Source organism: Anaerococcoides asporogena (assembly GCF_029590275.1).
Classification (GTDB): Bacteria; Bacillota; Clostridia; order Clostridiales; family Clostridiaceae; genus JG1575.
In genome coordinates this window covers 150,512-173,556 of sequence record NZ_CP120965.1, presented here as the reverse complement: position 1 = coordinate 173,556, position 23,045 = coordinate 150,512, and the positions used below count along the sequence as shown (strand labels likewise).

The window sequence follows — 23,045 nt, the reverse complement described above, 5'->3', positions numbered from 1 at the left end:
TCCTGCCCTTACCACGGATCCTCCGTGCTTTATCTGCCAAAAAAGGAAACAGAAGGCCGATTCATCCTGTGATCTAACCCTCTGTTTTCGTTTCTGGTTGCTTTTCAATTTTCTTCTTTTCCATCCGGTTTCGCTGAATCCGTGCCGGGGAAGAGCGTGCTCGCTGATTCTAAACTTTGTACAGCATCCATTTGTGGGATTCCTTCTCGTAGCGGAATTCCGCCAGCGTCTGGCGTCCCTCCAGATCCACCAGACAGGTGAAGACATCCATCCGGTTGCCGCCAAATCGTTCCTCAAAGCGGTTCTGGACTTTGAGAACTTTCCCTTTAAAGGACTCATCTCCCAGCTGAAACCGAAAACTGACGGGATTCAGTTCACCGCGCAGGTCGAACCAGCCGATCATGTCAATGGGCAGGGCTCTGAGCTTCATGTCAGCGCCTCCTTTCAAACATACGTTCTATTTCTGTGATCTAATTATAGAACATTAGTTCGATTATTTCAACTTGTCGCCTGGGCTAAAAAGCGTCAGCCCGGGATCCAAAGAAAACCGGTTTCGGAACTGGTAAGGTTTACAGCATATGCGGTAGAATGGAAGCATGTATAAGGAGGGTTCTGATATGCCAAAAAAAGAACTGCTGCTGGACCTGGTGGACCTGTCCGTCCACAGTGCCGGAGGAAGGATCCGGGAACTGAATTTGTCTGCCGGCCGGGGCAGTCTGCTGCTGATCAGCGCGGAGGACCACCGCCGCCTTGCGTCGTTATTCCGTGTGATCAAGGGGCTGAACCAACCGCTGGACGGCGGCGTCAGCTACCGGGGCGAGCGGATCGGACTGGTTCTGGCGGAAGACGAGCTGCCGGACTACTCGACGCCCCGGCAGGAACTGGCTCTGTATGGCTCCCTCAACGGTCTGGCTATGCCCGAGCTGCTGGCTCAGCTGTCCCGCTGGGATCTGGAAGGCATCCATCATCTGGCCTGCCGATTCCTTTCGCCCTATGAAAAAGAAGCACTGCTGATTGCCATGGAGACCGCCGCACAGCCCGAGCTTCTGCTGTGCGAGGAACCCCTGGCCGGACTGACCCCAAAACAATGTCTCCGCATGCTGGAGGAACTCAGGCATTACGCGGCGGAGCATCTGGTGATCATCGGAACCGTCCAGCCCGATCATTATCCGAAGGATCTTCCCCGAATCAGTCTGGAACACCAGACCCCCGGCCGGGAATTCAGTCAGGCCTGGGTCAGGCAGACATCACCGGCACAATCGGGCAGTTTTGCGGCCAAGGAGCCGCCTGATTCAGCGTCCCTGATTCAGGAAAGTGTCCCAGCGGAATCCCTGCCGCCTGAGACAATGCCGCCGGAATCAGGATCTGTCCGACCGGTTCGGACCCGGAATCCCGCGAAAACCAAGCACCGCCCGATTCCTCAGCCCGGATTGGACGCCGGAATCGGACCCGGTCAGCCCGTCACCGTTCGAATCCGCCTGCCGGTCGACCCGGACACGGACTATCAGCTGCGCCGGATCAGTGAAATCAAGTATTTTCAGCCTTCACCGGATCACTCGGGTTATGAAGTCGATATCCTGGAAGCGGATCGGGAACAGCTGCCGCAACTGCTCAAAGGCCGCGGCCTGGTCATGGAACCGGCTGAGGAGGAACAAGCGTGATTGCCCTGTTTGTTTATAACCTCAAACAGCTGCTGAAAAGCAGCCTCATCTGGGCCGCCGCAGGAGTCTTCCTTCTGGGTGTACTGCTTGTTCTGAGAGTAGCTCCGGTTCAGCCGCCGGCTCCCATCGAAGAACCGCTTCTCACCGCGGTTACGATTCTGGATGAGCGGTTTGAAGCCGCGCCGGAGGAGCGCAGGGCCCTGCGGGAAGTTCGGGAACTGCTGGAGGAACCGCTTGCCTCCAATGAACGGCGCGGTTATGATGCGGACCCGGGCGTTGATCCCGGCCCGGCCGGTCAGATCTGGCGTCTGCTGGAACTGTCTCAGAGCGGTGTCCTGATTCTTCTGACCCTGGCTCTGGGTATGAGTCACGCCCGGTTCCCGTCCAGCCCGTCCTTTCGCCGGGCAGGGACGACGGCGTCTTTGACCGCCCGCTTTGCCGCGCTTCTGGTTGTCCTGCTCCTCCTCTTTGAGGTGCCCCGACTCACCGCCGGCCTCTGGCTGCAGCTGACAACGGGAGCTGAAAGCCTGTATCGCCTCATTCCCTGGAATCCCAGGGCCGGAATTTCCCTGCTGGAAGTCAGCGATAACCAGCTCGCCGGCTGGTCGGCCTACCGGGCCGTTGATGCTGCCGGCGTCGTCTCGCTGGGCGCAGCCTTCCATCTGGCCGTGCTGTATGAGGCCGCCCAGATCTTTTGCTGGCTCAGTCTGGGTCTGCTGCTGGGACAGTATGGGCGCAAGGCCCTTACGCTGACCGGAGCAGCCCTTGGCCTGCTCCTGCTGAAACATCCGCTTCTGGCCCCACTGGCGCTGCCGTTTCGCAGTTTTGCCTTTATCAGCTACCACGATGCCCTGCGCGATACCACTGGCAGCCCCCTGATGATGCGCGGCCTGGTTCTTCTGGAAAATCCGCTGGATTTCACCCTGGGCATCGCGATCCTTCTGGTCTCGGGAATCCTCCTGCTGTATCTGACGGATCTCCGGCTCAAGGGCCGACTGACGCTGAACCGGAAGGGAGGGACAGTCCTTGAAGAGTATTAAGTACTTCTGGCGACGGCTGCATCAGAGCGGCCTCACCTGGCTGATGGCGGTCATGCTGCTGCTGGCTGCGCTGCCGTCTTTGTTTGACCCGCTCCCCCTGTCCCTCCCCTTTGATCAGCCGATATTCGGGAATCCACTTACCCATCAATATCCGCTGCAGCGGGGATTCCCCCAGGAGCTGCGGCTGCCCTATCGGCAGACGGATTACCTGCGGGAACTGACGGGCTACCTGGCTCACCTGAGGCAGGAGCGTTCCTTATGGTCGCCCGAGGATCCGGATCCGATCCAGCGGTTCTACTATCATTTTCTGGCGGAGCAGGAATCCCTGCATCTGGCCCGGCTCAATGAGACCTATGGCAGCCCGGGGCAGGAAGCCTATTACTACGGGCGCTATGCCTTTGCCTGGGCATACGATCTGTTCCCCTGGAGCCAGGGCGAAGCAAAACAGGTGGATCTGCGTGCTCTCACTTTCTGGGAGCCGGCTTTGGAACAGGCGCGCCTGTCCGCTGATCCGGTGGTCCACGCCCTGGGCCGAAACCTGGAAAATCAGCTGCCCCTGACTCTGTCGGGTGATTCCGCTTCCCCGATTTTTCTCGGGCTCTTGGGACTGACCCGGCTGTGGCTGATTGTGCTTCCGCTGGCTGCATTCTTTATCCTGGCCGCTCCCCGGGACCGCAATCTCCGGGAACCGGGCAGCCGTATTCCCCTCCGGCGGAGCCTGGCGGTGTTCACAGCCAGCGCGCTTCTGCTGCTGGGCCAGCGCGGTCTGACGTTTCTGCTGCTGGTGCTGCATCATGGCGATGACCAGGGAGGCATGTACGTTGCCACCCCCTGGGGTCAGTCCATTCCGGGCATCTTTTCCGTGATGACCCTGCGGCAGAGCCTGCTCTGGATCAGCGCGGCGGATCTGGCCTTCCTGTTTCTGGTCTCGGCCCTGGCCGCCCTGTTCTTTGAACTGACCCGCCGGGCCGGTCACGCTGTCCTGGTCACCGCCGGCTGCCTGATTCTTCCGACTCTGGTCCGGCCTGAACTCCAGATCGGGCGCCTCCTGGGCTACACCGCCTGGAACATTTATCCCTCCAACCGGTCCCCTGGCTATCCCATCCTGCCGGAAGAGGCCATGCTGTGGTTCGCGGCAGGGGGACTGCTGTGTCTGGCGCTGATCCCGGGGCTGAGCCGGCTTCGGACGATAGCCGAAAACTGGTACAGAACGAAAAGCCATTCCGGGTAAATATGAAACAGAATTGTAAACTATGTGGTGAAACTGTAAATAAAGCGACAACATTGCCCACGTATTAATTAGTACACCGGATCCTGGGTTACAATGGGGAAAGCATTTGAAAATGAAAGGAGAACCCCATTATGACATCAGAAAAAACCTTTTATAAAATCGAAAAAAGGCAGGATCAAAAGCCCAGTGCTCTGCGCCGCTCCGGATTCATTCCGGGCGTAATCTATGGGGGCCGCCTCGAAAGCGGACAGCCCATTCAGATTTCGCGTCAGGTGGCGGCTGATCTGCTCAAGAACAATACCAAATCCTCGGTGATTGATGTGGACCTGGACGGGGATAAGGGTTCGGTCATTGTCCGCGAAGTTCAGCGCCATGGATCGACGGGTGACATCCTGCACATTGATCTGCAGGCTGTCCGAAAGGACGAGATCCTGACCCTGGAGGTTCCGCTGGTCATTCTCGGCGAAGAGGAGCTGGCTCACCGCCGCCTGATCGTCAATCAGAATCTCTCGCAGATTCAGATCAAGGGTCCGGCGGACCGGATCCCCGAGACCATTACCCTGGATCTGACCGGTCGAATGCCGGATGAGAAGCCCCTGGCCGGTGACATCGAACTGGCTGAAGGCGTCGAACTGGTAACGCCCGCAGACGAGCTTCTCGTCACCATTTCAGAATCCCGGATGTCCCAGGATCTGGAACAGCTGGAGGAAGCAGCTCCGGAACCGGAGACCGCCCCGACGGAAGCTCAGTCCGGCGATATTGCGCCCGAGGCTTAGTCTCGCACCTCCCCAAGCCGGCATACGACCAATCGTCTGATTCATGCGTAATTGCCGGAAGGCTTCGATGCAGAGCACCCCAGCCCCTGAAACCAGGGACTGGGGTGCTCTGTTATTAAAATCAGCCTGTGCTCTGTTGTCAAAATCAGCCTGCTCTCTGGCATGGATCGGGTGCTCCAATACCTCCTGGTCAGCGAAACGATTCGTTGCATGCTCAGGAGCCCACGCTTCCGCTGGTTCGGTCCTGCCTTCCGGGCGAAGGGTTCGGGTTCAATATTCAGGGTCTGTGGCTTGATTTGCCAGGACGATGCTGTGTGTTCCTCGTGTTGTCATTTGGATCTATGTTCCCTGGTTCCTTGTCCTTGTCATTTGGATCTGCGTCCTCGTCGCTGGATCCGGCGATGACTGCCTGGCTGCACCAAAGTTCAGCGCAGGCTCAGGCCGTAGTGAAGCTGGACTTTCAGAAGCGACAGAAATTCCCGCAGCATATATTTATAGAACAGTCCATCGGGACTGGGGGCCGGGATGCTGCGGGGCGACAGCCCGATGGTGCGGGCTATGGCCGAGGAACGGAAGGCGTGAAATTCGTTGGTGACGATGAGAATCTGGGCAGAGAGTCCATTGCTGGCCATCACGGCCTTCGAGTACTCGAAATTACGAATGGTGTCCTGTCCCTGCGGTTCTTCGAAAATCCGGGCCGGTGCAATACCCTGCCCCATCAGATAGCGCCGCATGACGGCGGCCTCGCTGTACTCATCGCCGGGCGCCCGCCGGCCGGACACCACAACCTGAATCCCGGGATACTGCTTCAGAACGGGCAGGGCCGCATCCAGACGGCTCTTCAGATAATAACCGGGCTGATCTCCGATGATTGCACTGCCCGGGATGATCATGGTTTCGGTGCCGGACACCCGGACCGGCTGGATCCGGTCCCGCACCATAAAGAGCAGGATGGCCGATTCCATGACCACCAGGTAGATCAGGCCCAGCAGCAGCACTCGGCGCAGCCAGCCCCAGGACACGTTTTGATTGATTCCCCACCAGAGCAGTCCCACCGGCAGCACCATCAGAAGGCTGGGAGAGGCCAGCACCGCCAGGAGAAAGAGCAGCAGAAACGCTGCGATGCGTCTCCCCTTTGACCGGCCCGGCCAGTCCGGGATTCGACGATGTTTTTCTTGAAGTGCCATTCCAGTCCTTCCTCCTGCTTTCGATCCGGCCTGAGCCAAAGAAAAAAGAGCAATCCCGAATCAGATCACTCTTACAATGCCATCCTTGATGTAGTCCAGAATGAGCAGCTCTCCCTCGATCTCCTTGGAGTCGGGCTTCATCCGGAACAAGCCCCGGAACAGATCATGCTCTCCTTCACCGAATCGGATGAGGATGGATTCTCTTTTCTTGAGATTTGTATAATCAACATGCTGGAGTTCCGAGGAAATCAGTTTGATCACTTCAAAGGGATCCGCATTGATTTTCTTCTCTTCCAAAGCATCCTTCACGGAATTATATACTTCGCGTTCAGTCATCTTCCACACCCCTTCTTTTATAAAGCCATTTTAACATAGAACGGGCAAGAATTGAATGCAGTATGAATTCAGCTGTGTGATGGTATAATAGAAATAACTGTACTGTAAACAATCACAAAGCGTTCAAAGCAAAACATTTAGATTCATTCTAATTTTCACACCTGCTTAACAATTCATTCACGTTTTGTTTACATCGGTTGGATACAATTAATAACGTTGAGGAGTACACAAATGAGTTACTTTATTGTTGCGGATTCCGCCTGCGATCTGCCGGAGGAACGACTGGCCCAGCTGAATGTCGGGCGCTGCCCCTTAACAGCCAATTTTCAGGATGGAACAGTACTGGAAGACAGCTTCCGGGAAATGGACGCCACCGCCTTCTTTGACGGCATGCGCAGCGGCGTTGTTTCCACCACCTCACAGGTCAATACTGCCGTATTTTACGACATGTTTCATAAAGCGCTGCAAACTCACGACCACGTTCTCTACATCGGATTCTCCAGCGGGCTGTCCGGTACCTATCAGGGTGCCATTCTGGCAAGAAACACCCTGGAGGAAGATGATCCGGGTCTGGCGGGCCGAGTGATCGCCATTGATACGAAATCCGCTTCCCTGGGCGTGGGCCTGCTTGTACTGGAAGCCTGCCGTATGCGGGACCAGGGGGCCTCGATCACGGAAGTGGCCGAACACATTGAGAATCAGAAAAATCACATCAATCAGTTCTTCACGGTGGAAGACCTGGTCTACCTCAAACGGGGCGGACGCATCTCCGCCATGAAGGCAGCTGTTGGCCAGCTGCTCAACATCAAACCCATCCTGTGCGTCAATCCGGAGGGTAAGCTGATCCCCATCGGGAAAGCCAAAGGCCGTAAAAAATCAATCCAGGCACTGATGGATCATTTCCGTGAAAATTATGATCCGGCGTATGGTAAAGATTTTGCCATCAGTCACGGGGACTGCCTGGAAGAGGCCAGACAGCTGGCGAATCTGATCAAGTCCGAATACGACATGAACGAACCGGTGATTCATCCGGTGGGCATGGTCATCGGCAGTCATTCGGGACCGGGAACCCTGGCACTGTTCTTCCCCGGAAAACCGCGGGAAGACTTCAATCCAGCTCTTTAACCTCCGGGTTTTAGAAATACAGAGATAAAAAGTGTAAAAGGAGAAACAGATTATGGACTTTAAAGACACCAGAACAGCGGGTAATCTTGCCAAAGCGTTTGCCGGAGAATCTCAGGCCAGAAACAGATATACTTACTATGCCGAGACGGCAAGAAAAGAGGGTCTTGAGCATGTAGCCAACATTTTTGAGGAAACCGCCGGGAACGAAAGAGCCCACGCTGAAATCTTCTTCAATCATCTGCTGGACAACATGGGCGAAGGCATGGGATTTGTTGAAGCAACCTATCCGGTGGGCAAGGCCGATACCGCTGCCAACCTGATGTATGCTGCCACGGGCGAACGCGAAGAATGGGAAGTTCTCTACAAGAACTTTGCGGACATTGCTGACGAAGAAGGCTTCAAGGCCATCGCCGTATCCTTCCGCCAGATCGCCAAAGTCGAAATGGAACACGAAAAGAGATACCTGGAACTCCACGAACTGGTCAAGAACAACAAGTTCTTCGCCAGAGACGAAGAAAAGGAATGGAAATGCATCAACTGCGGCTATGTTTATGTCGGCAAAGAACCGCTGAACATCTGCCCCACCTGCAAATATCCCAAGTCCTTCTGGGAAGTCAACGTCTGCGAACACTAAAATCAGCTGATCCAAGAGGCAGGTCCCTTCGACCTGGCCTCTTTTTTCGCGCAAAAAAGCACCAGTCGCCTGGTGCTTTGGTTTGACGCAGTGGCATGATTGCCCGGTGCTCAGTTCTGCGGATGGACTGCTACGGCCTGAGCTTGAAGGAACACAGCTCCTGCCAGGTGGGTTCCAGTTCGACCAGAGCCACCCGGTCGAATTCGCCGGCCAGCGGTTCAAATTCACTCAGAATCCGGCGGAAGGCTTCCAGCAGCTGCTCACCGTCGCTATAACGGGCCAGGGTCAGGTGCGGCTGCCAGTTTCCAAAGGCATACTGGTCAATATCGTCCTGGGCAAAATGGAAGGTTTCGTGCAGTTCCAGGTGGAAGCTGTACAGGAGCTCATTCAGAACCGGACACAGACAGATGGTACCCGGAGGAACAACACCGACGGACGGAAACCGGGCGGGGATCCGCTTGTGGCGGCGAACCAGCCGGGTCAGTTTTTCCTCGGCTTTGGCCTCATCGATCTGGTTGAACTTGCCCAGCGTCAGATGGAGGCGCCGCTTGCGCCCCAGGACTTCAACGGGCAGCTGTTCCGTCATGTTCTGAATCAGCTTTTCCAGGGTTTTGTCAGGATAGAGCTCAACGGCAACGATCATATCTTCTCCCTCCCTTCGCTGCGATGCGGCTGCGCCAGCTGATATCATTCCCGAAAAAACCGGGGGCTGAATCAGGCTTCGGCATTTTGAAAGTCATGCTCGCCATAAACGGCAATGAGATTCAGGATAACTTCCACTGCTTTCTCCATGCTCTGGACGGAGATGAACTCATACTCGCCGTGATAGTTTTCACCGCCGGTAAAGACGTTCGGGCAGGGCAGTCCCTTGTAGGACAGCTGCGCGCCGTCGGTTCCGCCGCGGACGGGGGAAATTTCCGGTGTGATGCCGGCCATTTCAAAGGCCCGTTTGGCATTCTCGACGATATACATATGCGGCGCAATCTTTTCTTTCATGTTGAAGTAGGAATCTTTCAGTTCGACGGTCACGGTGCCGGCGCCGTATTTTTCATTCAGTCGGGCGGCGGTGGATTCCATCAGGGCTTTGCGGGCCAGGAACTTGTCCATGTCATGGTCCCGGATGATGTAGTCGAGCCGGGTAGAGTCAACATTTCCTTCGATCTCATCCAAATGGAAGAATCCTTCATAATTCTCGGTATATTCGGGCCGCTCCGCTTTGGGCAGACCGTCGTTGAATTCCCAGGCAATGTGAATCGCGTTCTTCATTTTGTCCTTGGCGGAACCGGGATGAACGCTTCTGCCCCTGACCGTCACGCTGGCGGAGGCGGCGTTGAAGTTCTCATACTGCAGCTCGCCCAGCGGGCCGCCATCCAGGGTGTAGCCAAGATCGGCGCCGAACTTCTCCACATCGAACAAAGCCGGTCCCCGTCCGATTTCTTCATCGGGGGTGAACGCCACTTTGATCTCGCCATGGGGAATGGACGGCGTGTCCTTCAGGATGCGCAGCGCGGCCATGATTTCGGCGATGCCGGCCTTGTCATCGGCGCCCAGCAGCGTGGTGCCGTCGGTGACCACCAGGGTCTGACCGATGTAGTCGGCCAGTGCCGGAAAATCGTGGACGGTCATCACTTTGCCGTTGTCATTGAGGACGATGTCGCCGCCCTTGTACTCGACCAGGCGGGGGCTGATGTTCTCGGCGTTGAAATCAGCGGTGTCCAAATGGGCGAGAAAGGCTACGGTCGGGGCTTCATGAGTAAGGTTGGAAGGCAGGGTGCCAAACAGATAGGCATGCTCATCCAGCTCCGTCCGGAGACCCAGCTCCTCCAGTTCCTTCTGCAGCAGTCTGGCCAGATCCATCTGGCCGGGAGTGGATGGGGTGGTCTCGCTGCGGTGATCGCTGCGGGTGTTGATTCTGACATAGCGTAACAGATTGTCTAAGACGTTGCTCAAAGTGACGTTCCTCCTAAATGGTTTCTTCCTGATCAAATTCAGGGCGGTATACTCGTCTGCGGTCCAGGGAAAGAATGAAGTCCGAGAGGGTGCCCGGTTCCAGTTCTTCCTGAATTTTCTTCATGTCATACATGCGGGCATCAATCATATCGATGTGATGCAGCATCTCGGCTTCCGGGAACATGGGCCGTACCGGTGAACCGTATTCCGGCTCATAATGATGGGACAAAACCATGTGCTGAAGCAGCATGACCACTTCTTCGGAGGCTCCGACCTCCCGGCCGACCCGGCCGATCTGCTCCAGACCAATGCTGATGTGCCCCAGCAGCGTACCCGGAATGGTGTACTCCCGGACGATGCCGATGTCCGAGGCATCCATCTCCACCAGTTTGGCCATGTCATGCAGAATGATGCCCGACACCAGCAGATCATGATTGAGGAACGGATACACCTGGGTTATGACATCAGCCAGCTGCAGCATGGTCAGCACGTGATACAGCAGACCGCTGCGGATGGCGTGATGATTCCGCTTGGCCGCGGGATAATACATCAGTTTTTCTTCATTTTCGCGGAACAGGCGCTCCACGATCAGTTTCATATCGATATTTTCCAGTCCCTCGATGTATTTGGTCAGGATCTGGCCATACATATACTCGGGCTCCAGCGGAGCGGAGGGAACCAGATCCGCCGGATCCACGGGATCCTCATCGTTGCGCAGCCGGATCCGTTCAATCTTGAACTGCAGCTGATTCTGGTACAGATTGATCATGCCCCGGACCCGAACTACCATGTTGGCTTCAAAAAAGCCTTCCAGTTCCGGCGGAACTTCCCATAGCTTGGCGGTGATTTCGCCGGTGGCATCGCCCAGGATAAAATCCAGGTATTTCTTACCGTTGGAATTCGTGGTTTTCAGGTCGACCCGCTTGATGATCAGAAAACTGTCCACCCGCTCGCCCACCTGGTAATCGTTGATTTTCTTGTATAAAAGTTCCATTTTGACCTCCATTGTCTCTGTTTTTATTATACACGAGTTTTCCGGCCAGCCAGCCGCACCCGGGATTCGTTCAAGGAAATTTATCAGTACGCCAGCCAAAAAAGACCGCCGCGCTGGACCCGTGGCTCACTCTGCCGCCCGCTTCCTGAAAACCAGCATATCTTTGCTTTCGGGATCGTCTTCTGAGTTGCGGTCACTGCATGATACAGGCAGTAACCCTTATCCAGCGGTCTGGTCATTTCGATTTTTTTTATTCTCTTCGGACTGCCGGAACAGTCATATAGTCGGGTTTCTTAGATATTTCGGCCATTCTCTCCTTGAGACTGGAATACATCTTGCATCGTATGATCAAGACGACAAACTCAATAAATATCTTGGCCGGTGCAGATTCATTGCCGGATCCGTGCAGACTCTCATTTCCAAGATACGTTTTATAGACTTGAAAGATCTTTTCGGACGCATCCCGGCTCTTATCGAATGACAGTGCTTCGGCAGCGGTCGTTTTTCATGATATGACGACAATAAAACATCCGCAAAGGGCAGGTTCTTTTCGATTCTTTTGGTTTTTTTCTCTGCATTCAAAATGTGATTGCCCCGTCAGCTATTTCATACGTAAAAACATCAAAGCATCAACGAAAAGTATCGCCTAACGCAAGGTTTTTTCCTTCCTGCTTCCTCAGAAATTCACTCATCTTCCAGATTTTATTTTCAACCTACGGTCTCGAAATTTATAACGATGGCGGACTAATATCCAGTGACTGGAATAGCTCCTTCTGTATTTTTTTCATTTCACCGATGACTCTTCAAATTGATTAGCGGTAAATGACACCCATAATCTCACATTGTCGTTCTGATGATACTGTTTAACAGTGAATAACCCGCAAAATGCTGAAATCTGGTGGTTTTCAACACTTTGCGGGTTATTCATCGTTACATTGTCCGGGAACGCAGATACCATTTTTATTGGGTATTTTTGACATTCAGCCTACGTTCCCGGAATCTATAACGATGGTGGAGTTATTCCCAACGACAGGAATAGCTCCTTCTGTTTTTTTGTCACTTCACCAATGACTTTTCCGACCTCAGGTGCCTGAAACACTTCAATGAGGTCCACTTCATCCAGTACTCCCTGGAGCGTCCATCGATCGAATAGCTTCGCTTCCTGCATCTTCTTTTTCAAGTAGGACAAGTAGATTAATGCGATAAACCCTACAAATAGCTTGCCATCAAGGGCAAGTTCGGAAGAAACCTGCATTCGTCTGAAGTTTAGACGATCTTTCAAATTGCCGAATCCTTTCTCCACAATGTCTTTGCTGCGGTACAGACAGAGCGCTTCGAAGGGATCGCGAACATCGTTGGACAGCATCGCAAAATAGCCATAGTTGCGGATTTCAGCCTTCATGACGTCTTCCTTTGCCGTTACCTTGACTCCACGCTTTGGTGTTTCGACGACATCAAAGTATTTGGCATAATCTTTGGCGTGATAGTCTTTGCGTTCGTTATGGGTCAGTTCATAGTAGAGCTGCGTGTATAGTTCATTCTGGTCCACTCGGTCCTTTGCGGCTTTCTCATCGTTATAGAACAGGTGCAGGTATGCCCGGCGTTTTTCGGTCAATACGTCGCCCTTACGGGGACGATCCTGCGTATACTCCCATTCGATGGAACGGCAGATCCCATACGTGCCAAATTGAGGATCCAGGTTGCTCCAAAGCTGCAGATTGTCCCGTTCTTGTTCCAGGACCTCTTTCACGTAGTTCAGATTCAAGCGCAGGCCGATCAGAAACTTCTGATGGCTCTGATAGACCCAGTTGATGTTCTCTTTGCTGTAGAACCCCCGATCCAGGACCATGTTGACTTTCTGATACCCCATCACATCAAACTCCTCAATCAGTCGCTTGATGGTTTTCACATCCGTGATGTTACCGGGGAGTTTGCGGTAATAGAATGGTAATCCGGATTCCTCGCCAAACAGCAGAGCCAGGTTGAACTGAGGCAGTCGGTCGCCTTCCTTGTTCTTGCCCATCTTAACCTGCGCCAGGGTGTCTGAGTAACTGGAGATGGAGGTTGTATCAAATGCCCAATATTCCTTCTCGATTCGACGCTTGCCTTGTTTCTTGAAGAAGTTCATCCGCTGATCTTCTGTGATGCTCTGAAACAGCTCACTGGAGCGCTGTGAGGCAATATCTTTACCAAAGGGATGGCGATGCAGTCTGTGCCAATGACTGAACCGGGACAGGGAATTATTCTCCTCCATGATCAGATAGTAGGCCAAAGAGAGGATCTGTTTGTATTCGTTGGGAAAGCAAAGCTTCAAGTCTTCTTCCACACCAGTCTCCTTGCCAATTTGATCCAGCAAGTAGGAAGCCCCCATGAACTTTCGTTCGGTGTTCAAAACAGGAATAGGGCCCTGCTTGGGTTTTTCAGAAGGCTCAGCTGCCCGCTTGCGATAAGGGCGAGTCTGAACGATCTCACCGGTCACGGGGTCTACTTTACCAATCAATTTGCGGGTAGCTCGGGACTGTTTTTTCTCTGGATCCCAATATGGCTTGTTATCATACGCGTAGGTGATTCCAGTCTTCTGATTTTTGCTATAAATGATGCCCATAAGTTTCACCGCCTCGTTCTAATTATAATATGTAACGATGTTGAAGTCAAGAAAAAAGTGCCAAAAACCATTGATTTTCAACACTTCTAGGATTTTTCATCGTTACATAGTTCGGGAATGTAGGATTCAGCTCTGGAGCGAAGAGTACGCATGGTGGTATGCGAGGTCGACAGCTACATGAATCCGCTCCATCCTACCCGAGTATCAATCCCGGGAAGGTAGGCCGCAGTCAGTTATGGCAATAATGGCACCATTATCGATTTTGATAATCATGTCACATATTTCCAAGTCCTCCGGAGCATGACTTGCTATAATCATTGTTTTCCCGCGCTGTTTCTGGGCTTCGAAAATCTCGTAAATGCTTTTCGTGCTTTCTATATCCAGAGCCGATGTGGGTTCATCCAGAAGAAGGATATCGGGATCACGGAAGAAAGCCTGTGCCAATGCAAGCTTTTGTTTCATTCCCAGGCTAAAGGATCGAACTGTCTTTTTTGAGTTGGGGTCCAACCCAACATCTTTCAGCCATGTTATGCATTTTTCTTTTGTGGTTTTATTTGTAAAAGAATTAATGTATTCCAATGTTTCCAAAGCAGTTAGATGCGGCCAGAAATCCATGTTTTCAATGATTACTCCAACCGATTCAGGAAAACGATTTTTCGAATTTATCAACTCTCCATTGATCGCAATGCTCCCACTGGTTGGCAGGATTAAGCCAGCGACAGATCTCAATAACATTGTTTTCCCGGATCCATTTTTGCCAAGCAACCCTACAACGGTCCCGGATTGAATTTCGAGATTGATATTATTTAAAACTAAATTATTCTTGATTTTCTTAGTGTAATTAGTAAACACTATGCTCATACTTTATCCCCTTTGAGATAATCACTTGTGATGATTTTATAAAAAGCAGCTCCAACCAAACCAATACTAACTAATACTGAAATAAGGACATTATATTGAGATACACCGGGAAGAAATGAAGTTATATTAAGTTTACTCAATATCAAACATACACCAGTAACTATAGTTATGTACAAATATATCTCATTTCCCTTTACAAACCCAGCTATTAAATTCAACAGAAAATAAAAAGGCAGTAAACTAATTATCAATTGCCCAAGAAAAAGGGCTCAATCATAAATTCTGTGGGATGGTGGATTCCTTACGTACGTTTTACGACTCATATCGAATAACTTGAGGAAGAAGTATTCATCATCTGGATAGCCATACCCTTGTCGACGTAATGTCTTAATCTTGTTGTTGATCCCCTCGATTTGACCATTCGAAATACGGTAGGTCGCATAAGCTATAATCCCTTCAAAATGTCTGTCCATCAGGCGCCCAAACCACTGCAGGTGCTCATTCTCCGAGGCATAGCATACTTCCATGACCTCCGTGATCAGACTAGCCATTTCCGGCTCACTGGCGGCCTTGTACGCCTCCGAGAGCATCTCTTTGACGAGGTCAACTGTGAACAGAAGCTGGTTCTCCTGGATGAGCTGGTCGTACTTCTCCTCACTGCCAGGACGACGCGTGATCTCTGCCCTTTGGAAGAGCGTACCGCCCTTGGACAAGGGTTTGCCCTCCGCGGCCTCCCGGTCTTTGCGCTGCAGCGTCTCCCGAGAAGACATCAGGATATAGCGGGTCCTCTTGAGGGACTCAGCAGCTTTGTACTCACCCACCGCCTGAAGACGCCTCTGTTCGTCTTTGCGCACTTCAGCGACCACTTTGTCATTGAAATTCTTGATGATGTGGAAATGGTCGAAGACCGGCTGGATGTGGGGGCACTTTTCCTCAAAGGCTTCTTGGAAGTCTGAGTTCATGTCCGAGGCGACTGCTTCAACACCGTCCATCCACTCGAGACCGACGTGCTCAATGAAGTCATAGACGACCTGCTTGCGCTTGCCATGGGCGATCCAGAGGATATGGCCAGTCTCTATGTCGATGATGTGGGTGGCGTACTGGTGGCCTCGGTGAAGCTTGAATTCGTCGATACTGAGGTACTTTGCCTGCCTCTGGGGCTTGGTGAGCTTGCCGTCCAGGGTGTACATTTCCTCCAGGCGTTTCAAGTCGATCGCTTTGACTGTGTTCTTGCCAAGACCAGTAATCTCAGCGACTTGCTTGAGGTTGTAGGTTCCGATGGCGAGAAGATCCCTAGTGTATTGCAAAAGTGGTTGCGAGATCCGATGACCTTGTGCCTGAAAGGGCACCTGCTGGACTCTGGTGATCCCGCAGGTTGGGCACAGTAATTGATTCTTGTCGAATTCCAGGGAAGTATAAGTGTGCCCGAAGTTCAGGTGCCAAAGACTACATGAGGACGTATTGTTAATGTGCATGAAGCCCCCGCAGTTGGGGCAGGCGCGATCGGTGTCATCTAGCTTGAGGACTCCATGAAACTGAATCACACTTTTACCGGAAACGGCAGTATGCTGTGAACTATGCGTATTAGTAAACCCAATAAGAGACGAAGGGATGTGCAGATAATTTTGGGAATCAGTGATTGTATTAGCTTGTTCATCCTGTGTATAATTCATTCAGAGCCTCCGCTGTGCTTGGATTTGTACATCCGTCCAGATGCATTTCCATCATAGCGCGGGGCTCGTTCTATTATCAAATGTTATGCCGGTTTGGGGAATGGATCTAGTCGGTCAATCCCACAGAATTTGTGATTGACCCTTTTTCTTTGCACTTGAATGGATTATTCACTTACATTGCTCTTGGTCTTTGATTCGGCAATTATAAAACAAAAGCGGCAGAATTTTAATTTACAGAATATATATTCCGATAACTTGTACAGCATTCTCCAACCTTCGTACTCATTTCTAAAAATCCCAAAAAAAGAGGACCGTTTCCGGTCCTCAGATGATTGAACTTATTTACGTCTCATCTTTTTCCCAAAGGTCAGCGCCAGTCCACCAAGTGCAAATGCAGCTCCCAGGATGGGGAGTGCGGAGGCAGTTGTTCCGGTATTTGGCAGCTCGCCTGTCCAGGTATTTGTAATCACCATCTCTCGGATGGTTGTCTTGTAATCCTTGACCGGAGCTTCTGAAACGGTGTAGACAATTTCTTTGCCTTCCATCGTGAAGATTGGCACATCCTCAAATCGGTAGGATGTTGTGCCGTTCTTCAGTACAGCCTCTCTAACTTTAACTCCATCTGCCCACAGGTAGATGGTAATGTCAGGCTTCACTTCAGGTCCACCCTGCCAAATCTTGGTAACCACTATATCTCTCTGTCCAAGGACGAAAGTATTGGTTATGGTCATTCCTCTGATGAAGCTGGTGTATCCCTCTGCGTCGACTTCGTGGAGCGTGTACTCGATCATCGTTCCGTTCGAACGATAGATGGGAAGATCTTCGAAGGTATACTCAGTTGTTCCGTTATTCAAGGTAACTTCTCTGACCATTTCACCATCTGCGAGAAGATGAATCGTGATTGACGGTTTAATTGTCGGTCCACCGACCCAAACCTTGATGATCGGGATATCCTGGAGACCTTCATCAAAATCGTTGGTTACAACGAAGCCATCAATGGAGGTGATGTATCCAGGTACCGGATCCTCGGAGATCGTATAGACGATCGTTGAGCCGTCGGAGTTGTAAATTGGTACATCCTTAAAGGAATCAGAAAGCATGCCGTCAGATAGTACCTTATGGGCTACTTCGATGCCATCAGCCCACAGCCGGATTGTGATATCCGGTCTCGGGGTTGGGCCGTCGTCCCAGATCTTGCTGAACGGGATGTCCTTCTTGCCTTCATCAAAGTCGTTCGTCACGGTGAAGCCGTCGACTGAACTGAGGTAACCAGGAACCGGATCTTCCGAAATCGTATAAACGATGGTTGATCCATCCGAATTGTAGATCGGCTTGTCCTTAAAGGAATCAGCTACTGTCCCGTCCTCAAGAACTATGTGATCAACTTCCTGTCCATCTGCCCACAGGCGAATGGTGATGTCCGGTCTCGGACTTGGTCCGCCATCCCAGATTTTTTCAAACGGAATATCCTTCTTGCCTTCATCAAAGTCGTTCGTCACGGTGAAGTCGTCGACTGAACTGAGGTAACCAGGAACCGGATCTTCCGAAATCGTATAAACGATGGTTGATCCATCCGAATTGTAGATCGGCTTATCCTTGAAGGAATCAGCTACTGTACCGTCCTCGAGAACCATGTGGTCGACTTCCTGTCCATCTGCCCACAGGCGAATCGTGATGTCCGGTCTCGGACTTGGTCCGCCATCCCAGATCTTTTCAAACGGAATGTCTTTCTTGCCTTCATCAAAGTCGTTCGTCACGGTGAAGCCGTCGACTGAGCTGAGGTAGCCAGGAACCGGATCTTCCGAAATCGTATAAACGATGGTTGATCCATCCGAATTGTAGATCGGCTTGTCCTTGAACGAATCGGCTACTGTACCGTCCTCAAGAACCATGTGATCAACTTCCTGTCCATCTGCCCACAGGCGAATCGTGATGTCCGGTCTCGGACTCGGTCCGCCGTCCCAGATCTTTTCAAACGGGATGTCTTTCTTTCCTACATCGAACTCATTGGTTACATGGAGTCCTCTGGCAGTTGAAATATAATTGTCAGGTACTGTCGGCTCTTTCACGAAATAGGTGTAAACTTCACCTTTTTCATTCCTGAGCGGCAGATCCTTCCAGGTATAAACCCACTTGTTCATGCCGTCCGGTACAACCACCGGAGTAGCTACTACCTTCTCTTCATCTCCCATACCCACCTTGCGATACAGATCAAGGGTTACTGCCGACCAGTCCTCCGGATCTCCATTGATCCAGGTTTTGCTGCCGATCACGTCTCCCTTGGGAGATGTAAAAGTATTCGTAATGGTAAACGAGTAATTTCCGGATCCATCGACAGAATGCTTTGTATCTGGTGTAAAGAACTCCGGAATGCTGCTTTCTTTCACCTCATAAATCCAGGTTTCCCCGAATTCATTTACTCGTTCCCGACCGTTCCATGTGTGCTTCCAGGAATTTCCGGCATTCAGAAGTTCCGGTAAGCCAACATTTTCCGATGGTTCGCCATCGAGGTGCCGGGTCAGCTGAACAGTAATTTCTGCCCAAAGGCTGTCGCCATTGACCCATTTTTTCTCAACGGATACATCAATGGGTGAAGGAGTGTTAACCACTGTCGCAGCATGCTTGAAGAATTCCCTGGTAATGCCGCATGTTGTGGTTGTCACCTTCTCATCCGTCTGAACTGAGTTCACCGGAGCATTGGATTCGTATCCGGTAATTCCATTCTCAGTAATCTTGTAATGATTGTACATCTGTCCTGTATTGGTCGATACCGGGACATCAACTGTCACTGAAAGATCGGGATAGGTGATTGAGGCTTCTTTCAGTTTATAGTTTGCCGGCATACCATAGATGTTGAAGGTCACTTTTGTTCCGGCCGGAGGATTGATTCCCAGCCACTGCTTGGTGATCATCAGCTTCGTCTCAGGAATTGTCACTTCGATGGTATCAGTAACATCATGGCAGCCGCCGATTCCGTCAACATACATCATATTAGGTGATCCGATGTTGAATGTACTGATGGGCCAGGAATAAATGGTCCAGTGGCTGCCCTTGATGTTGCCGTTTAATCCGGTCAGATCCAGTTCATGTCGATCTACATGTACTTTAATCCAAGGTAGATAGAACTCTTCCAGTCTTCCATCAATGCCATTGACCTGTATATTATCCAAAAGGTGTGTAGACTTAACTGCTACGAATACTCTGCCCCCCTGGACCCACAGCCGTTCCGGTTCTGTGTGATTGTTGGTGGACTGATTTCCGAAGTAAGCACACAATGCAATGTACGAAATATCCGTCGTGTAATAACCTGGATTGGGGTTGCCTCCTGGTGTAACGGCCGTCGGTTCAACGGTGACTAATTGTGGAGCAACTACTGCAGGCTGCACGACTGGCAGTGGATCCTTCTCTTCGCCTTTCTCCGGCACGACCGGAGCTTCAGGCTCTGAAGTTACAGGAATATCTGGTGCAGTTGCTTCAGGAGCTTCAACTTCGGGGACTTCCACGATTTCAGGCTCCTTAACCGGTTTTGGTTCAGCGGGCGACAGCGGTTCTGCGATTGCAGGGACATCTTGGTGTTCCAGAGCACTTTCCGGTTCAGAAACAGGTTCTTTTTCTTCTTCTGGTTCGGACACGGTTGCCTCATTACTCTCTTCGGCAATTTCTTCTACTGGTGCTGAAGGCTCTGCTTCAGTACTGGCCGGCTCTTCTTTTTCTTCTGCAGGCACTTCTGTTGCTGCGTCGGACGAGATCGTTTCCGTAATCTCGGTTTCCGGGGCAGTTTGAACATCATTTACCTCTGCAAAGACTGGAGAAAAGTTTGTGAGAAGAAAAGCGAAAAGAAGAACCAGAGAAAGAAACCCTTTGCGAGACATCTTTTTCATAAGTTTTCTCCTTTTATTCAATATTTATCCGTTAGTGATGGCAAAATCAGAACCTCTGATTGGGTGGGTCCGACAGCAGTATGAGAGAAAGTTAATTGCTTAATTTGATTATACTATTTTAATAGTTGTGATTAACCATGAAACTCGTTAACTATTTTAGTCTAATTATTAATTTTATTCGTTCAATCTTAACACCTTCATTTTTAACAAAATGTTAAATTCTCAATTTGTCATAATAAGTATTATAGGAGTATCCGCAATTTTACTGGCTCAATCACTTTTTATGTGGGATTATGATTTTCCCTGTTTACACGGAGAGGTCGACGTGGTAGCCTGACTGGCCGACTAGCCCAGCATTTATGCAGCCTAGCGGCAAGGCTGGCGGAACCACGCCGACAGAGGCTCCATGTCAACTTGGGAAAATCCCACAGTTTTTGTGATTGACCCCCTATTATTGAAGGAAGTAAAAAAACAAAGGTGAAATTCTCAGTGAATACACTTACAGAAGATGGAGTTCTGGCAAATGGAACTGAGCCAATATAATAATACATATTGTTTACCGCATGATTATCAATTAAAAGGTTTGCTCGGGAGTATTCCAATACTGTTTGCATAACTCCTTGATATATAATCAGAGTAAAAAATATAAAAATGATAGAGATAAAAAAAATCCCACGCATCATACTCTTATTTTTTAAAAATTCCCATTTAAGAAATAACATTATGATAAATACCGCTTATCTGTAATTCCAAGTCCCTGCTGTTCGCTCACCGTTCCATATCGGAGATTTGATTTGTAGTTGAACTTTGTCACCAACTACGGCATCCAACTCAGTGAAAGCCCCAAGCCAATGCGCAGTGGAGGTATTCGTTGACAAATTTACTGAAGGAGAAAATTGGACGGTTTGGCCTGAATTCTTAAATAAAATATTTGTTTTTATACTTAGGAGATCACTTGAAGAAGTAGCAGTATTAAAAGTCAAGTAGCTGCCATTAGTGGTTGTATCTTTTGATTTCCAGTCAACTACCGTTCCCCAGTTTGACCACCATGGAAGACCGGAATTAAAATCAATACTACCCGAGAAGGCAGCTTTAGATGTTAATATTCCTGCAAATAATGCACATGTGAAAATCAAATTTCGACGTTTCATAGTAAAAAATCTCCTATAAGAAATAATTTTCTTAATATTAACATTATTTTCGCAACCGGTCAAGTTCAACGTATGAATTCCGCCAGAACTCCGAATTGTCCGAATTGCAACTTAAAGTGAAATACTTTTTAACTTAAATAAACATAAATGGAGTTTCATTCTGAATGGTGTCCTTCCCCTCGACGATTCCCTTCGGTCAGGGTTGTTACCCCGATCGGGCCTAACCTTGACCGGTGGGCTCCGTCGAAGGATGCTACATCCTGTCAGAATAATCCAGGGCATTTGCCTCGTTTGCTGTCAATCGGATTGGTGTATTGTCCATGGCCCTGAATGCGGCCCAATACAATAAAAAAAGTCCATCAAACATCTGGACGATTCAACATCAAATATTCTGAAGACAAACCTGAAGTAGACGAGATTCAGCATCCTTTAAAATGAAGACTGCGCCATCCAATTAATTGGCGAACAACACCCATTCATTAAACACCTTGTTTGAGTTGATCACCAGGGAAGTCTTCTCATACAGAGAACTGACAAATCGGAAAACTAGGTCAGCCTCTGCATTGGTGACGGACAAAAATTCCACCTCATCAATCACCCCCAGGTCGCAAGGTGGGTCCTGCCGACGCTGGGCAGCCCCAAAAACAATCGAATCTACTTCAAGGAGCGCTGGATCATGGAAAATGACTTGGATCAGCCTTTGGTCGTGACCTATTCCCCTAAATCCAAGCACTACCAAAAGAGCATTCGTGACCAGCAGGTCTTACGAGCCGAGAAGCTCATCAATTCCCCTTTAAGGTGAATCGAAAACGATCGAATGTGGAGGAATGAACTTTCAAAAACTGGTAAACACGGTATACATTCCTGCTTATACCAGAACAGATCTGACAGACCAACTCCATGAGATCACTGGTTTTCACACAGATCAGGAGAGAATCAGCTCAAATATGGAGAGAAATATTTTAGGAAAGGCCTGAAGGCAAGAAATTACGCAGAAAACCCCAAAAAATCTCTGCAGAATGTCTCATAAAGTCACTCTGCAAAGATTTTTCACTCAATTAAGTGTCACAGACGAGAGGATGCATGAGTTATCCGACCCGCCGCTGCGCCTGAGATTGATTCAAGAGAATAAATCAGGGAGGCAGCCTGCTAAAAGACCTGAATCCGAAACCCGCTTTTAGCATCTGCTGCCTGAATTTCAGAACCAAGCAGTCCACTGATAGTTAGTGTAAAGTTACTGTAGGTCGAAAATGAAAGAGAATAAGCCCAAGTGCTAGAATGTTAGTAACAACCAAAAACAAACTACACGAAAGGACTTATTCTCATGCCTATCTTAACAGATTTCAACTCAATGTTCACCTCTCTCAGACAAGGTTTTGATTCAAGAATGGCAAGCGGTACTCTCACCATGGATCAAGTGGTACAGGAGACTCACGAGCTGACGGATCGGATTGCCCGTGAGCAGATCCAGGATTATGTTCAGGTACTCGATGAGCGCCTGAGGAACTCACAGTTACGGAAAAAGGATTACTCCATCGAACGGCGTAATCAAACAAAAACCATCGCTACTACAGCCGGACCTGTGGTCTTTGACCGGACGTACTTTCGGGATAAAAAGACTAATCACCATGTGTGTCTGGTGGATCGTCTTCTGGGCCTTGAGCCCCATCAGAGAATCAGCCGGGAACTAGCCTCGTGTCTTCTCTCCAGTGCTAAAGATATTTCTTACCAGGGGACGGTGGAGCGCTATGCAAGTAGCGGAATTACCAGCCGCACTACGGTAATGAATCTGGTCCATCGACTGGGGAACATTGAGTCTTCTGAGGGACCCCTGCCTCAGAAAAAAGTGGTATCTCGGATCTATGGAAACGCTGATTAATTCTGTTTTCTGTAACTCTGAGGAACGCTCTCACGATATAATTTAAGTATTACGTTACCAG

At 50.4% G+C, this 23,045-nt stretch carries 19 protein-coding genes; 7 read left to right on the top strand and 12 right to left on the bottom strand.

The annotated features are described in order from the left end of the window. Window positions 1–169 precede the first annotated feature (169 nt). Entirely contained in the window at window positions 170–430 is a 261-nt protein-coding gene (locus P6M73_RS00890; protein ID WP_277854301.1) for a hypothetical protein, read from the bottom strand. Window positions 431–617: 187 nt separating this feature from the next. Here P6M73_RS00890 and P6M73_RS00885 point away from each other — a divergent pair, with 187 nt between their 5' ends. From P6M73_RS00885 to P6M73_RS00870, 4 genes are all read left to right on the top strand, one after another. Next, entirely contained in the window at window positions 618–1,661 is a 1,044-nt protein-coding gene (locus P6M73_RS00885; protein ID WP_277854300.1) for a hypothetical protein, read from the top strand. Next, window positions 1,658–2,701, top strand: a complete 1,044-nt coding sequence (locus P6M73_RS00880) for a hypothetical protein (RefSeq protein WP_277854299.1) — start codon at window positions 1,658–1,660, stop codon at window positions 2,699–2,701. The genes P6M73_RS00885 and P6M73_RS00880 overlap by 4 nt, the downstream gene beginning before the upstream one ends. After that, window positions 2,688–3,932 carry a hypothetical protein gene (locus tag P6M73_RS00875; protein WP_277854298.1) on the top strand — a complete coding sequence of 415 codons (1,245 nt, stop codon included), beginning with the start codon at window positions 2,688–2,690 and terminating at the stop codon, window positions 3,930–3,932. The genes P6M73_RS00880 and P6M73_RS00875 overlap by 14 nt, the downstream gene beginning before the upstream one ends. A 131-nt stretch (window positions 3,933–4,063) precedes the next feature. Next, window positions 4,064–4,708 (top strand): 50S ribosomal protein L25, encoded by a 645-nt coding sequence (locus P6M73_RS00870; protein WP_277854297.1) that lies wholly within the window; start codon window positions 4,064–4,066, stop codon window positions 4,706–4,708. A 425-nt stretch (window positions 4,709–5,133) separates the two neighbouring features. On the opposite strand, the gene P6M73_RS00865 is transcribed toward P6M73_RS00870, so the two are convergent. Together P6M73_RS00865 and P6M73_RS00860 are read right to left on the bottom strand one after the other, a co-directional pair. Next, the gene (locus P6M73_RS00865) at window positions 5,134–5,895 is read right to left on the bottom strand and encodes a YdcF family protein (RefSeq protein ID WP_277854296.1); all 762 of its coding nucleotides are present in this window, start codon (window positions 5,893–5,895) and stop codon (window positions 5,134–5,136) included. Window positions 5,896–5,955: 60 nt separating this feature from the next. Next, window positions 5,956–6,231, bottom strand: a complete 276-nt coding sequence (locus P6M73_RS00860; protein ID WP_277854295.1) for a hypothetical protein — start codon at window positions 6,229–6,231, stop codon at window positions 5,956–5,958. Window positions 6,232–6,462: 231 nt separating this feature from the next. On the opposite strand from P6M73_RS00860, the gene P6M73_RS00855 reads away from it, so the two are divergent. Both P6M73_RS00855 and rbr read left to right on the top strand, forming a co-directional pair. Then, window positions 6,463–7,356 carry a DegV family protein gene (locus P6M73_RS00855; RefSeq protein ID WP_277854294.1) on the top strand — a complete coding sequence of 298 codons (894 nt, stop codon included), beginning with the start codon at window positions 6,463–6,465 and terminating at the stop codon, window positions 7,354–7,356. Window positions 7,357–7,405: 49 nt separating this feature from the next. Continuing rightward, window positions 7,406–7,990, top strand: a complete 585-nt coding sequence (gene rbr, locus P6M73_RS00850; RefSeq protein WP_277855705.1) for a rubrerythrin — start codon at window positions 7,406–7,408, stop codon at window positions 7,988–7,990. 130 nt (window positions 7,991–8,120) lie between these two features. Here the strand turns inward: rbr and P6M73_RS00845 are convergent, their stop codons facing one another. The 9 genes from P6M73_RS00845 to P6M73_RS16885 form a co-directional block, all read right to left on the bottom strand. Next, window positions 8,121–8,633: a 2'-5' RNA ligase family protein gene (locus P6M73_RS00845; protein ID WP_277854293.1), complete on the bottom strand. Its 513-nt coding sequence runs from the start codon at window positions 8,631–8,633 to the stop codon at window positions 8,121–8,123. Between the two features lie 71 nt (window positions 8,634–8,704). Then, the gene (gene pepT / locus P6M73_RS00840) at window positions 8,705–9,940 is read right to left on the bottom strand and encodes a peptidase T (RefSeq protein WP_277854292.1); all 1,236 of its coding nucleotides are present in this window, start codon (window positions 9,938–9,940) and stop codon (window positions 8,705–8,707) included. A 13-nt stretch (window positions 9,941–9,953) separates the two neighbouring features. After that, entirely contained in the window at window positions 9,954–10,934 is a 981-nt protein-coding gene (locus P6M73_RS00835; RefSeq protein WP_277854291.1) for a 3'-5' exoribonuclease YhaM family protein, read from the bottom strand. A 1,000-nt stretch (window positions 10,935–11,934) separates the two neighbouring features. After that, window positions 11,935–13,539, bottom strand: a complete 1,605-nt coding sequence (locus P6M73_RS00830) for an IS1634 family transposase (RefSeq protein ID WP_277854290.1) — start codon at window positions 13,537–13,539, stop codon at window positions 11,935–11,937. Between the two features lie 204 nt (window positions 13,540–13,743). Continuing rightward, window positions 13,744–14,400 carry an ABC transporter ATP-binding protein gene (locus P6M73_RS00825; RefSeq protein ID WP_277854289.1) on the bottom strand — a complete coding sequence of 219 codons (657 nt, stop codon included), beginning with the start codon at window positions 14,398–14,400 and terminating at the stop codon, window positions 13,744–13,746. Window positions 14,401–14,669: 269 nt separating this feature from the next. Continuing rightward, window positions 14,670–16,073: an ISL3 family transposase gene (locus P6M73_RS00820; RefSeq protein ID WP_277853566.1), complete on the bottom strand. Its 1,404-nt coding sequence runs from the start codon at window positions 16,071–16,073 to the stop codon at window positions 14,670–14,672. Window positions 16,074–16,411: 338 nt separating this feature from the next. Continuing rightward, the gene (locus P6M73_RS00815; protein WP_277854288.1) at window positions 16,412–19,954 is read right to left on the bottom strand and encodes a Cna B-type domain-containing protein; all 3,543 of its coding nucleotides are present in this window, start codon (window positions 19,952–19,954) and stop codon (window positions 16,412–16,414) included. Window positions 19,955–20,691: 737 nt separating this feature from the next. Beyond that, window positions 20,692–21,105 (bottom strand): hypothetical protein, encoded by a 414-nt coding sequence (locus P6M73_RS00810; RefSeq protein ID WP_277854287.1) that lies wholly within the window; start codon window positions 21,103–21,105, stop codon window positions 20,692–20,694. Window positions 21,106–21,559: 454 nt separating this feature from the next. After that, window positions 21,560–21,703 (bottom strand): ATP-binding protein, encoded by a 144-nt coding sequence (locus tag P6M73_RS16885; protein ID WP_489666479.1) that lies wholly within the window; start codon window positions 21,701–21,703, stop codon window positions 21,560–21,562. An 810-nt stretch (window positions 21,704–22,513) separates the two neighbouring features. Here P6M73_RS16885 and P6M73_RS00805 point away from each other — a divergent pair. After that, entirely contained in the window at window positions 22,514–22,984 is a 471-nt protein-coding gene (locus P6M73_RS00805; protein WP_347276307.1) for a UPF0236 family transposase-like protein, read from the top strand. Window positions 22,985–23,045 lie beyond the last annotated feature (61 nt).